Genomic DNA, 14,066 nt, shown 5'->3' with positions numbered 1-14,066 from the left:
ATGAATTTCATACTATATGATGGAATAGAATGGAAAAAGTTATTTCCCATTACATTGACTAGACCTGTATCGGAAATTCGATTGGGTTTATTTACAATAAAAGAGAGATGGGAAAAATATTTGGGAAAAAGTGTAGATCATGTTATTACACAACCATTTCTTTCCAAGAAATATTCAAAAAAAAAATCTTTCTATTTTAAGAATATATTGTTAATTAATTCTTCATATCTCCCTAATGAAGAATTAATTCAAATTCTTTTTTCTTTAAAAGAAAATGAAACTGTTTTTTTTGAAGAAAAAATAATTGCTATAAAAAAAAATTTCCTTTTAGGAAAAGAAGATGTTTTGTCTTTAAAAAAGTATAAAAAAACATATCATATAAAAAAAGTTATTCATATTCAATATCCATGGGATATATTTATAAATAATGAAAGTGTACTAAAAAAAGATTTTTTGTTTTTCACAAAAGGAAAAAAATCTTTTTCTTTGTTGGGTAAAAATTATATTATTGGTCGGGATAGAATTTTTTTGGAGGAGGATATACAAACGAATAATGTTGTATTAAATGCTCAATATGGGCCTATATATATTGAAAAAGGAGTCCAAATTATGGAAGGATCTGTAATCAGAGGTCCAGTATATATTGGAAAAAACACGACGTTGAATGTTGGATCAAAAATATATGGAGGAACAACTATTTCAACTTTTTGTAAAGTAGGAGGAGAAATTTTTAATTCTGTTATTTTTTCCTATTCTAATAAAGTTCATGATGGATTTTTAGGAAATTCTATCTTGGGAGAGTGGTGTAATTTAGGAGCTGGAACCAATATTTCTAATTTGAGAAATGATTATCGAAAAGTGACAGTTTGGAATTATGAAAAAAAAGATTTTATTCCTATCGATTTACGATTTATTGGAGTCATAATGGGTGATCATTCTAAATCAGCAATTAATACTCAATTTAATACAGCTACGATTGTAGGTGTAGGAGGTAGCATTTTTGGATACGGATTTCCTTCTAGGTATATTCCTTCTTTTTCTTTCGGAGGGATTCAAAGTAAAAAAAGAATTCCTTTTAATAAAATTTGTGAAACGTCTGAAATTATGATGAAGAGAAGGAATATAAACTTTTCTGTTTTAGACAAAAAAATTTTAGAATATTTATATCAGTTGTTGGATATTTAGTTAATTTAAATGTGAGTGGAAATAAAATTTGAATTTTAATAAAAGTTATTTTATGCTGAAACACAATTTGGGTTATCCCCGTATAGGGGTACGAAGAGAGTTAAAAAAAGCTTGTGAAGCTTATTGGTCAAATAAAATTAATTCTCATACTTTATTTCAAGTAGGGAAAAATATAAGAAAAGAAAATTGGAAAATACAAGAAAAAGCAGGATTAGATTTAATTCCATGCAATGATTTCAGTTTTTATGATCATGTTTTGGATATGTCCTTATTATTAGGAGTAATACCAGAATCTTATCTTTCTATTCCAGTTATTCATAATAATATTGATTTATATTTTTCTATGGCTAGAGGTTTTCAAAAAAATGAATGGGATATTAAAGCCATGGAAATGACAAAATGGTTTAATACCAATTATCACTATATTGTTCCAGAATTTAGTAAAAATCATAAATTTTCTATTTTTTCTAATAAAATATTTGATGAATTAGAGGAATCTAAAAAAGTACTGAAATCTATACAAAAAATTAAACCTGTATTAATTGGACCTATTTCTTATTTATTTTTAGGAAAAGAAAAAGAAAAATCCTTTCATAGAATGGATTTAGTAGAAAATATTATTCCTATTTATATAAAAATTATTAAAAAATTAAAAGATGAAGGAGTCAACTGGATTCAGTTGGATGAACCTATTTTAGTTTTAGATATGTCTGAAAAAGATAAAAAAGTTTTTAAATATGCTTATGGAGAAATATCTAAATTTTGTTCTGGAATTAATATTATGTTAACTTCTTATTTTGATGGAATATCAGAAAATATATCTCTTTTGCAAGAAATATCTGTTCAAGCTTTACATATAGATTTAGTAGAAGATTCAAATCAGTTGGAAAAAATACTTTCTTTCTTTTCAAAAAAGTCAAAAATGATTTTATCTTTAGGGCTTATTGATGGAAGAAATATATGGAAAAATAATTATGCTTATTCTATTAATAAGATAGAAAAATCGATTGAAATGATAGGAGAAAATAGAATTATGATTGCTCCTAATTGTTCTCTTTTACATGTTCCTATAGATATTGAATACGAGAATTCGATTCCGATAAATATCAAAAATAGAATGTCTTTTGCTAGGCAAAAAATTTATGAATTAAATGATTTAGAAAAAATTGTAAAAGGAGATAAAAGTGTATTACTTAACAATATTGATTTATTAGAAAAATCTTCTTATATTTTTTATGATCAAAAAATAAGAGAAAGAGCAAATCAAATAAAAGACCAAGACATAAAAAGAGATAATCCTTTTTATATTAGACAAGAAAAACAGAAAAAAAAATTTAATCTTCCTTTATTTCCTACAACTACTATAGGATCTTTTCCTCAAACAAAAGAAATACGTAATCTTCGAAAAAGATTTCGAAACAACGAATTGAGTAGAGATAAATATGATGAAAAAATTAAAAATTTTATTATAGATGTTATTCAAAAACAAGAAGAAATAGATTTAGATGTATTGGTTCATGGAGAATTTGAAAGAACTGATATGGTTGAATATTTTTCCAATAAATTAAAAGGAATACTTTCTACTGAAAATGGATGGGTTCAAAGTTATGGTAGTCGATGTGTTAAACCTCCTATTATTTATGGAGATGTTACTCGTATTGAAGATATGACTGTTAAATGGATATGTTTTGCTCAGTCTAAAACTAAAAAATTAATGAAAGGGATGCTAACTGGTCCTGTTACTATTTTACAATGGTCTTTTGTGAGAGATGATCAACCTATTTCTCATACTGCTTATCAAATAGCTTGGGCAATTCGGGAAGAAGTTTTATCATTAGAAAAAAATGGAATTCAAATTATTCAGATTGATGAACCTGCTATCAGAGAAGGATTACCTTTGAAAAAAAAAGATTTTAAATCTTATTTTGATTGGGCTATTAAGGCTTTTCGTCTATCCTCAAGTGGAGTAAAAGATGAAACTCAAATACATACACATATGTGTTATAGTGAATTTAACGATATATTTGAGCATATAGCAAATATGGACGCAGACGTTATCACTATAGAGACTTCTAGATCTAAAATGGAATTGTTAAAAGCTTTTTCAATTTTTTCTTATCCTAATGAAATAGGTCCAGGAGTATATGATATTCATTCTCCAAGAATACCTACTGTAGAAGAAATATTTGACTTAATAGAAAAAGCTTCAAAAAGATTACCTATAAAAAATATTTGGATTAATCCAGATTGTGGATTAAAAACTAGAAAATGGAAAGAAGTATTACAATCGCTTCATAATATGACAAAAGCAGCAAAAATAGCTAGAAATAAATTTATCAATCTTTCTTAAACTTAAAAAAAAAAAAAAAGAAAAGTGTATATTTTTGCATAAAAATTTATAAATGACTTTGCATAAAAGAGAAGAAATAATAAAAAAGGAATTTCAAGTTCTTAAAAATTGGGAAGAAAAATATGAATATTTAATTGATTTAGGAAAACGGTTATCTAAAAAATCACCTATATTTAGATCTGAAGATAAATTAATTCATGGATGTCAATCCAAGGTTTGGTTAGAGGCAAAATTCAATAAATCACGTATTTTTTTTGATGCGGATAGTGATGCTTTGTTACCTAGAGGGATGGCCGCGCTTATGATTCAAGTATATTCAGGGCTATTTCCTTTTGATATTATTTATTCTAATGCTAATTTTATTTATGAAATAGGATTTCAAACCTTTTTATCTCCTACTAGAGCTAATGGGATACTTTTATTTTTGAAAAAAATAAAATTTTATGCGATAGCTTTCAATGCAAAAATTTCTATCAGATTAAATAGTCAAATTTAAAAAAATAATATGTTTCAAACTATTAATCCTGTAGAGAATAATATATTAAAAACTTACTATTTTTTATCCAATAAAAATATACAGATTAAATTATCTGAGGCTCAAAATGCATATCAAAAATGGAAAAATTGTTCTTTCAACTATAAGATTCAATGTTTAATGAAACTTTGTTTTTGTATGCATAAAGCGATAGATATAATTGCTTATTCTATCACTCAGGAAATGGGGAAACCAATAACTCAATCTTATGCAGAAGTTAAGAAAAGCATTACTTTATGTAAGTATTATAGTGAATTAAAAGAATCGATCTTTTTGAAAGAAATTGATACAGAATATCAAGTTTCTTATGTAAAATTCGAATCTATAGGTGCCATATTAGGAATTATGCCTTGGAATTATCCTATATGGCAAACGATTAGATCTACTATTCCTAATTTATTGTTAGGAAATGTAATTCTTATTAAGCCAGCTCTTAATACAGCAGGATCTTCCCTTCTTTTAGAAAAAATATTTTTAGAATCCGGTTTTCCTAAAGGAATTTTTCAGATTTTATTTATAGACATACATCAAATAGAATCTGTTATCGCTCATTCGGCTATACAAGGAATCACTTTTACAGGAAGTACTTTGACAGGTAGTATTATAGGATCATTATCAGGAAAATATATCAAAAAATCTGTTTTAGAATTAGGAGGAAATGATGCTTTTGTCGTTCTAAAAGATGTAGATAATGTAAAAAAAGTAGCAAGATTAGCTACAGAATCTAGATTAAATAATACAGGACAAACATGTATTTCAGCAAAAAGATTTATTGTAGATCAAATTATAATAGACGATTTTATCGATGCTGTGATACAAGAAATGAAAACATATCATAGAGGGGATTTATATGATGAATCAACAAAAATCGGCTATATATCCCGTTGTGATTTGTCTGATAAATTGCATCAACAATATAAAAATATAATTATAAATGGAGGAAAAATATGTTTAAAAATTACTAGAGATGGTAATTTTTTTTCTCCTTCTTTATTAAAAATAGAAAATGATAATTGTATAGTGAATAAAGAAGAAATATTTGGTCCAATAGGAATTATTTCTTCTTTTGAAAAAGAAGAAATAATTCCTGATATTGTGAATCATACTCCATACGGACTTGGAGCTTCTATTTGGACAAAAGATTTAGAAAAAGCAGAAAAAATATTAAAAAAAATAGATACAGGTATGGTTTTTATTAATGAAGTTGTAAAATCAGATCCACGTTTTCCTTTTGGTGGAGTAAAAAAATCGGGATATGGAAGAGAGTTGTCTATTTTATCTATAAAGGAATTTTCTAATTGGAAAACTGTAATTAATAAAAAATTATAAATTTTTTCGCATTCTTGAAACAGGTATATGCATTTGATCTCTATATTTAGCAATGGTTCTTCTAGCTATTAAATAACCTTTTTTTCTAAGCATTTTGGATAATTTTTCATCAGTAAGAGGTTTTTTTTTGTTTTCTTTATCTATTGATTCTCCTAAAAGTTTTTTAATTTCAATAGAGGAAATTTCTTTTCCTTCTCGATTTATCATTTTTTCAGAAAAAAAACTTTTAATTAAAAAAGTACCATATGGCGTATTAACATATTTACTATTAGCTACACGTGAAACAGTGGAAATACCTACTCCAATTTTTTGGGAAATGTTTTTCAAAATCATAGGTTTTATTTTGATTGGATCTCCAGTTAGGAAATATTCTTTTTGATAATTCATGATAGCATTCATAGTTAACATCAATGTATTCTGACGTTGTTTGATTGCGTCTACAAACCATTTTGCTGAATCTATTTTTTGTTTTAAAAACACAATGGTTTTTTCATTTTTTTTAACATTTTTTTCTGACTTATAAGATTTTAACATATCTAAATATAAAGATGATACTTTTAATTCCGGAATATTTCTTTGATTTAAAGAAAGTTCCAATTTATCGTCTGATACATAAATATTAAAATCTGGAATAATATGATCCATATTTTTAGTATTATCAGAATAAATTTTTCCTGGTTTAGGATTTAATTTTTTGATTTGATCAATAACTTTTTTTAGATCTTTTTTTGTAATACCCAATTTTTTTTGTAGTTTGTGATAATGTTTTTTTACAAAAGATTCAAAATGATCTCGTATAATTTTTTTTGAAAAAGAAACTTCTTGAGAAAAATTTTTTTTATCTAATTGAATTAATAAACATTCTCGTAAATCTCTAGATCCTATACCTATAGGTTCTAATTTTTGTATATAATTTACGATCAATTTTTCTATTTTTTCTATAGAAACAGATATTCCAAACCTTAAAAAAATATCATCTGCGATAGATGTAATTTTTCTTCTAATATAACCATCATCATCTATATTTCCTAATATAAAATCAGCAATTAATAAATCTTTTTCATTTAAACGAAATGTATGTAATTGATTTTTTAAATATTCTTGAAAAGAAATTCCATAAATAATTGGAATATATTTTTTTATATAGTGATTTTGATAATTGATTTGGAAATCTTCCATTTCGTCATCACTTAAATATTCATCAATTTCAGACATGTCTATAGATTGATTTTGATCTTCTATAAGATCTGTCTGGTTTTCTATATCAGAGTCTTCTTCTAAATCCAAACAATTTTCTTCTTCTAAAGCTGGATTTTCTTCTAATTCTTGTTGAACTCTCTGTTCAAAATCTAAAGTAGACAATTGAACTAATTTCATTAATCTAATTTGTTGTGGAGAGAGTTTATGTTGTCCTTTTTGTAATAATTGTTGTTTTAACATGTTTTAAAATTCTGCATTATTTGGAGTTCTTGGGAATGGTATAACATCACGAATATTATTCATTCCTGTTATAAATTGAACTAGACGATCAAAACCTAAACCAAATCCACTATGAGGAACAGAACCAAAACGACGTGTATCTAAGTACCACCAAAGTTTATTTTTATCAGTGTTTGTATCTTTCATCCGTTGCAATAATATATCATAGCGTTCTTCTCTTTGAGATCCTCCAATAATTTCTCCTATTTCAGGAAATAAAACATCCATAGCTCTAACAGTTTTTCCGTCATTATTTATACGCATATAAAAAGCTTTTATTCCACAAGGATAATCAAATATAATTACAGGAATTTTAAAATACTTATCAACCAAATATTGTTCATGCTCTGATTGTAAATCCATCCCCCAAATAATTGGATGTAAAAATTTTATATTTTTTTTCTTTTCTTCTTGATCAAGGATTTTTATAGCTTCTGTATAGCTAATCTTTTTGAATGAAAATTTTAGAACAAGTTCTAATTTTTTTAAAAGGTAATTTTTTTTCTTAATGGCCCATTTTTCCAAACATTGATTTAAAAAAATCAAATCTTCCATACTATTATCAATAATATATCTAATAATAAACTTAAGAAAATTTTCAGCCAGATTTATATTTTCTTCTAGATGATAAAAAGCCATTTCGGGTTCAATCATCCAAAATTCCGATAAATGTCGCGAAGTATTTGAATTTTCAGCCCTAAATACAGGACCAAAAGTATACACTTTTCCTAATCCTAAAGAAGCAGTCTCCGCTTCTAATTGTCCAGAGACACTAAGATAAGTTTTACATTTAAAAAAATCTTTTGTATAATCTATTGATTTATTTTTTAAATTTTTTAAATCCATAGTGGTTATCTGAAACATTTTTCCAGTTCCTTCACAATTTAAAGTAGTAATAATTGGAGTATGAAGATAAAAAAAACCATGCTCATGAAAATACTTATGTATACAAAAAGCAATATGATGACGAATTCGCATAATGCAACTGAAAATATTTGTACGAAAACGTAAATGAGCTTGTTCACGAAGCTTTTCCAAGCTATGTTTTTTAGGTTGCAAAATAGATTTTTGAAGAATTTTTGGATCGACTGATTCATATATAGTTATATCCAAAGATTGGAGTTCTATATATTGTTTAATTCCAATACTTTCTTTGACTATTCCTATAACTTTAATTGAACTTCCTATCGTTATTTTTTTCATAATTATTTTATCTAATTTTTTGGATAAAATAATTTGTAGATTTTGAATTGTAGATCCATCATTTAAAGTAATAAAAATAGAATAACGAAAAGAACGGATCCATCCTTCAACTAATACTTTTTGATTTATAAAAGATTTTCCTTTATTTAATAATTCTTTAATTGAATATTTTTTTATCATTTTATATTCTCAATATTTCTTCTTCTTTGTGAAGAAAGAAATTTTCTATTTTTTGTATGTATTGATTCGTTATTTTTTGTATACGACTTTCTCCCATTTTATAAAAATCTTCTGATATTTTTAATTTTTTGATATTTTGGTTATTTTTTTTCCGAATTTCTCTCACAAGAATTTTTGCATGTTCTGTTTTTGATTTGATTTTTTTGATCAAATTTTTTCTACTTTCTTCTGTTATTGTAGGTAAATGTATATCGATAGAGTCTCCTTTATTAGTTGGCATAAAACCTAAATTTGCATTAATAATGGCTTTATCTATATTTGAAACAATAGAACGATCCCAAGGATGAATAGAAATATTCATATTATCGATAATAGAAATATTAGCCACTTCTATAAGGGGAAAAAAAGTTCCATAACATTTTATTTTTATTTTACCTAAAAAAGAAGATATAGATTGACTTCCTAATCGAACACGATGAATTTCTTTTTTAAACTGATTAAAAATTTTATCCATATTTTCTTGACAAGAGAAAAAAATGTTGTTTAATTCATCCATAATTTTATTTTTTTTTGGAAACCATAGTCCCTATTTCTTCTCCGGAAATTACTTTTTTAAAATTTCCTTTCCTGTTAATATCAAAAATAATAATCGGTAAATTATTTTCATTTCCTAAAATGAAAGCCGTTTGATCCATAACTTTAATTCCCATTTTATATGCTGTATCGAAAGATATATTTTTAAGTTTTTTAGCATATTTATCTTTTTCTGGATCTGTTGTATAAATTCCATCCACTCTGGTTCCTTTCAATAATACATCAGCTCTTATTTCTATAGCACGTAAAACAGCGGCTGTATCTGTAGTAAAATAAGGGTTTCCTAATCCCGCTACAAATATTACTACTCTTCCTTTTTCAAGATGGTATATTGCTTTATCTATACCAAAAGGTTCTGCGATTTCATCCATTCTAATAGCTGTTTGAATATAGGTACATACTCCTACATTTTCTAAATATGATTGAAAAGCTATGCCGTTAATAACGGTAGCCAACATTCCCATATAATCTCCTTCTATACGATTTATGGTTTTTTCCTTTATTCTAGAAAACCCTCTAAATATATTTCCACCCCCAATAACTATTGCTACTTGAGCTCCCATATCTACTACTTTTTTGACTTCTTCTGCATATTGTTGAAGACGAGTAGAATGAAGTCCAAATTCGTTCTCTCCCATAAGAGATTCTCCACTTAATTTCAATAATGATCTTTTGTACTTCATGAAAAATATATTTTATCGTTTATTTCATAATAAAGGATATTAAAAGGTATTATGGAAAAATTCCTAGTTTTTCATAAGAATCTATAATTTTATTTATAGCAAGTACAAATGCTGCCGTACGCATATTTTCTATTTTTGATGATTTTTTTAGATCTCGAATTTTATGAAATCCATTGATCATTGTATCTTCTAAACCACTACGGACTAAATCAATTTCTCTTGGTCCTCTTGAAATAATTTTTTTTTCTTCTACTGAAATTTTTTTTTTGCAAATCGTCTCTATAACTTGTAGTAATTCTGCGTTCATGTTTTCGCTAAATTTCTTTTCCATACGTCCGTAACGGACATGACTTAAGTTTTTTATCCATTCAAAATAAGAAACAGTTACTCCTCCTGCATTCAAGTAAATATCCGGAACAATAATCACTCCTTTTTTTTCCAATATTTCATCCGCTTCAGGCGTGATAGGTCCATTGGCTGCTTCTCCAATAATTTTAGCCTTAATCCGATTGGCATTATTTTTATGGATCACATTTTCTAACGCAGCAGGAATTAAAATATCACATTCCAATTCTAAAGCCTTTTCCGTATTCTCCATATTTTTTGCTTCTGGAAAATTTAATATAGATCCAGTATTTTTTAAATGTAAAAAAACTTTGGAAACATTTAATCCTTTTTCGTTATAAATAGCGCCTTCTCTTTCTGCTAAAGCTATTATAATCGCTCCTGCTTCATGAAAAAAAGTAGCAGCATGATACCCAACATTTCCTAATCCTTGTATGATAATTTTTTTTCCAACTAATCCTACATCTAAACCGACATAATCCATATCTTCTTTAACAAGACACAATTCTCTTATTCCATAAAAAACACCTAACCCTGTTGCTTCTTTTCTTCCTCTTACTCCTCCTTGAGATACCGGTTTTCCTGTAACACAAGCTAATGCATCTACATCTCCAGAACGAAGAGATAGAAAAGTATCAAAAATCCAACTCATTTCTCTTTCCCCAGTACCATAATCAGGTGCGGGGACATCTATTCCTGGACCAATAAAATTTTTTTTAATTAATTCTGAGGTATAACGACGTGTTATCTTTTCTATGTTTTCTATTGATACAGTTTGTGGATCAATTTTTATTCCACCTTTAGCTCCTCCAAAAGGAACATCAACTATAGCGCATTTATAGGTCATTAAAGCAGCTAAAGTCATAACTTCATCTTGATTTACTTTCATACTATATCGAATTCCTCCTTTACAAGGAAGTTTGTGATGAGAATGTTGAACTCTATATGCTTCAATCACTTTAATTTCTTTTCCTATTTTTACAGGAAAATGCATTCGATATACAGCGTTACAAGCTTTAATTTGATCTAAAAGACCTTGTTCAATAGAAATAAATCGTGCAGCTTTATCAAAATTTTTTTCTATACAATTAAAAAAACTATATGCACTAGTTTTATTTTGGTTTTTTGACATAAAAAAAAGTTTTTACACATTTCTATAGAATGAAAAAAAATACAAATGCTACATTAGCATAATCGAATACAAATCTACGTTTTATGTAGAAATTTAAATTCAATTGTAATACGTTTTTAAAATATTTAAAATCATGTCAAAAAAATTATTGAAATAAAATATTTATTACTTTTTTAGGAATTAAAATTAATTTTTTCAAAATCTTTTTTTTCAAAAAAAATTTTGTTTTAGGATGACTCAAAATTTTATTCTTTATTTCTTCAATTGAAGTTCGATTATCAAACTTTTCTAAAAATTTTAATTTTCCATTAAACAAAATAGGATACGTTATTTCCTTTATCATGACATATTTTGAATTAAAAACTGGAAAATCATAATATATAATAGATTTTCTTTTACCCAATTTATACCATAATTCTTCGGATATATGAGGAGCAAATGGAGCTATCAATTGAACAAGAGGTTCTAGTATTTTTCTTTTATTGCATTTTAACGTAATCAATTGATTAGTGATAATCATTAATAAACTAATAGAAGTATTCCAAGAAAAAGATTCCATTTTATTTTGAATTTTTTTTATAGTACTATGTAAAATTTGAAATTCTTGTAATGTAGGATGGATTTCCGTTATTTGAAAAATTTCATTTTTATGAAATAAACCCCAAAATTTATTTATAAAATTTTTTATCCCATTTATTTTTTTTTCGTCCCAAGGTTTAGATTGATTAATAGGGCCTAAAAACATCTCATAAATACGAAGTACATCTGATCCATATTTTTCATATATATCATCAGGATTTATTACATTGTATTTAGATTTTGACATTTTTTCCAATTTTTTTTTACATAAAAAAATTCCTCTTTCTAAAATAAAAATAGATGAATAAAATTCTGGTCTTAATTTTTTAAATCTATTAATATCTAGTTCATTGTTCTTTTTAATTAAAGAAAGATCTACATATATTTCTTGAAAGGAAGAATATGCGTGTTTTTTATTTTTTAATCCATAAGATATAAAAGTATTTTCTCCTATTACTTTAAGTATAGTAGCAGAATAACTCAATATCATTCCTTGATTCAATATTTTTTTAAAAGGTTCTTCAGAAGTGATCCATCCCCTATCCAATAAAAATTTATTCCAAAATCTAGCATAAATTAAATGACCAGTACTGTGTTCAGATCCACCAATATATAAATCCACGTTTTTCCAATAATTTTCTTTCTTCTTATCAAGAAAAAATTGATGATTATGTACATCCATATATCTAAGAAAATACCAACTTGATCCTGCCCAACTAGGCATTGTATTAGTTTCAATTGGAAATATATATTTATTATCAATAATAGTATTAGAAACAATTTTCATATTTTTTTCATCCCAAGCCCAATTTTTAGCTCTAATTAATGGAGATTTTCCATTGATAGGATGATAGTTTTCTATTTTTGGAAGAAACAGAGGTAATTTATCGACGGGAATTGTTTTAGGAATTTTATTTTTAAAATAAATAGGAATTGGTTCTCCCCAATATCTTTGTCTGGAAAAAATAGCATCACGAATCTTATAATTGATTTTCATACCTCCTATTTTATTTTTTATTAAAATTTTGATTATTTTTTCTTTTGCTTGTTGACGATTTAATCCATTTAAAAAATTAGAATTAATACATTTTTGATTAAAATCAAAAATTTTTATGATTTCTATTCCAAATTTTTGAGCAAATTTTTTACTTTTTTCTTCATATCCAGGTATTCCTATAAAAGATTGTATATGATTATTTATAGAAAAAAAATTACTGACATAAATAGGAATTCTCTTATTTCTAATAAAAGGATGGAATACATAGTTTCCTGTAAAAATTCCAGAAATATTTTTCGTATTTTCTTCTATGGAAAACACTTGAGAAGTATATGTTAAAACATTTTGATAATGTGAAGAATGATAACTTATTTTATCTGAAAGTGGATGATCTGTTGATAATATAATAAAAGTCATTCCAAAAATCATTTCTGGATGATAAGTAAATAATTCAATATGATTAATTTTACCAATAGGATAAATAATTTTAAAAAAAATAGAAGTTCCTATTGATTTTCCTATCCAATTAGATTGTAATTTTTTTAAAGACGGAGAAGTTTCAATAAGATTTAATCCTTTCATGAGTCTTTCTGCATATGCACTAATTCTTATATGCCATTGTAACATTTTTTTTTTGTAAACGGGGAATCCTCCTCTTTCACTTTTTCCATTTTTGATTTCATCATTAGCTAATACTGTTCCTAAATCAGGGCACCAATTCACTGTATTTTTAGCTAAAAAAGCCAATCTATAATCTAACAGAATAGATTCTTTTTCATGTAAACTTAATAAGTTCCATGTTTTTGAATCGAATTTATAATTCGATGTACAACTTGCGTTAATGAAATTATTTCCATTTTTATTAAATTCCTTAATCAACAGATTTATAGGTTTAGCTTTTTCAGTGTTTTTATCGTACCAAGAATGAAAAATCTGAATAAACATCCATTGAGTCCAACGATAATAATCAGAATGACTCGTATATAATTTTCTATTCCAATCAAAAGAAAGTCCTATTTTATTCATTTGTTTTTTATATCTATGTGAATTTTCAATAATAGTATTGGAAGGATGTTTTCCTGTTTGTATTGCATATTGTTCTGCAGGTAACCCAAAAGAATCGAACCCTATGGGGTTTAAAACATTATACCCTTTTGTTCGTTTATATCTTGCATAAATATCTGATGTAATATAACCTAAACAATGTCCAACATGTAGACCTGTTCCAGAAGGATAAGGGAACATATTTAAAATATAGTACTTTCTTTTTTTATTTTCTTTTGTATGAAATACATGATTTTTTTTCCAATATATTTGCCAACGTTTTTCTATTTCACGAAAATTATATTCCATTTTTATTTTTTTAACACTATAAATATTACAATTATTTTATTACGTAATTTTAATTCATTTCTGCAGAACAATATAGAAATTTTTCCTGTGGAAATGAATTTATATATTCATAAAAAATTTCT

10 protein-coding genes are annotated in these 14,066 nt (G+C 26.0%); 4 read left to right on the top strand and 6 right to left on the bottom strand.

The window, feature by feature from the left end:
- From H0H66_RS02600 to H0H66_RS02585, 4 genes are read left to right on the top strand one after another with little or no spacing between them, the layout of a single operon-like run.
- Positions 1 to 1,185: a putative sugar nucleotidyl transferase gene (locus H0H66_RS02600; protein WP_185857880.1), complete on the top strand. Its 1,185-nt coding sequence runs from the start codon at positions 1 to 3 to the stop codon at positions 1,183 to 1,185.
- A 52-nt stretch (positions 1,186 to 1,237) separates the two neighbouring features.
- Positions 1,238 to 3,535 (top strand): 5-methyltetrahydropteroyltriglutamate--homocysteine S-methyltransferase, encoded by a 2,298-nt coding sequence (gene metE / locus H0H66_RS02595; RefSeq protein ID WP_185857879.1) that lies wholly within the window; start codon positions 1,238 to 1,240, stop codon positions 3,533 to 3,535.
- Between the two features lie 52 nt (positions 3,536 to 3,587).
- Positions 3,588 to 4,031: a SufE family protein gene (locus H0H66_RS02590; protein WP_185857878.1), complete on the top strand. Its 444-nt coding sequence runs from the start codon at positions 3,588 to 3,590 to the stop codon at positions 4,029 to 4,031.
- A gap of 9 nt (positions 4,032 to 4,040) precedes the next feature.
- Positions 4,041 to 5,399: an aldehyde dehydrogenase family protein gene (locus H0H66_RS02585; RefSeq protein WP_185857877.1), complete on the top strand. Its 1,359-nt coding sequence runs from the start codon at positions 4,041 to 4,043 to the stop codon at positions 5,397 to 5,399.
- On the opposite strand, the gene rpoN is transcribed toward H0H66_RS02585, so the two are convergent.
- The 6 genes from rpoN to leuS form a co-directional block, all read right to left on the bottom strand.
- Positions 5,394 to 6,839 carry an RNA polymerase factor sigma-54 gene (rpoN, locus tag H0H66_RS02580; RefSeq protein WP_185857876.1) on the bottom strand — a complete coding sequence of 482 codons (1,446 nt, stop codon included), beginning with the start codon at positions 6,837 to 6,839 and terminating at the stop codon, positions 5,394 to 5,396. The two genes, H0H66_RS02585 and rpoN, sit on opposite strands and share 6 nt — an antisense overlap.
- Before the next feature lie 3 nt (positions 6,840 to 6,842).
- Positions 6,843 to 8,261: an asparagine--tRNA ligase gene (asnS, locus tag H0H66_RS02575; RefSeq protein ID WP_185857875.1), complete on the bottom strand. Its 1,419-nt coding sequence runs from the start codon at positions 8,259 to 8,261 to the stop codon at positions 6,843 to 6,845.
- A 1-nt stretch (position 8,262) separates the two neighbouring features.
- Positions 8,263 to 8,817: a ribosome recycling factor gene (gene frr, locus H0H66_RS02570; RefSeq protein WP_185857874.1), complete on the bottom strand. Its 555-nt coding sequence runs from the start codon at positions 8,815 to 8,817 to the stop codon at positions 8,263 to 8,265.
- A 4-nt stretch (positions 8,818 to 8,821) separates the two neighbouring features.
- Positions 8,822 to 9,538 carry a UMP kinase gene (gene pyrH / locus H0H66_RS02565; protein WP_185857873.1) on the bottom strand — a complete coding sequence of 239 codons (717 nt, stop codon included), beginning with the start codon at positions 9,536 to 9,538 and terminating at the stop codon, positions 8,822 to 8,824.
- Positions 9,539 to 9,587: 49 nt separating this feature from the next.
- Complete coding sequence (locus H0H66_RS02560) at positions 9,588 to 11,015, bottom strand: Glu/Leu/Phe/Val family dehydrogenase (protein WP_185857872.1); 1,428 nt, start codon at positions 11,013 to 11,015, stop codon at positions 9,588 to 9,590.
- Between the two features lie 145 nt (positions 11,016 to 11,160).
- Positions 11,161 to 13,944: a leucine--tRNA ligase gene (gene leuS / locus H0H66_RS02555; RefSeq protein WP_185857871.1), complete on the bottom strand. Its 2,784-nt coding sequence runs from the start codon at positions 13,942 to 13,944 to the stop codon at positions 11,161 to 11,163.
- Positions 13,945 to 14,066 lie beyond the last annotated feature (122 nt).

It is taken from the genome of Blattabacterium cuenoti, assembly GCF_014251595.1.
Lineage (GTDB): Bacteria > Bacteroidota > Bacteroidia > Flavobacteriales > Blattabacteriaceae > Blattabacterium > Blattabacterium cuenoti_Q.
The sequence above is the reverse complement of the archived record's forward strand: the minus strand, read 5'-3'. Positions and strand labels throughout refer to the sequence as shown.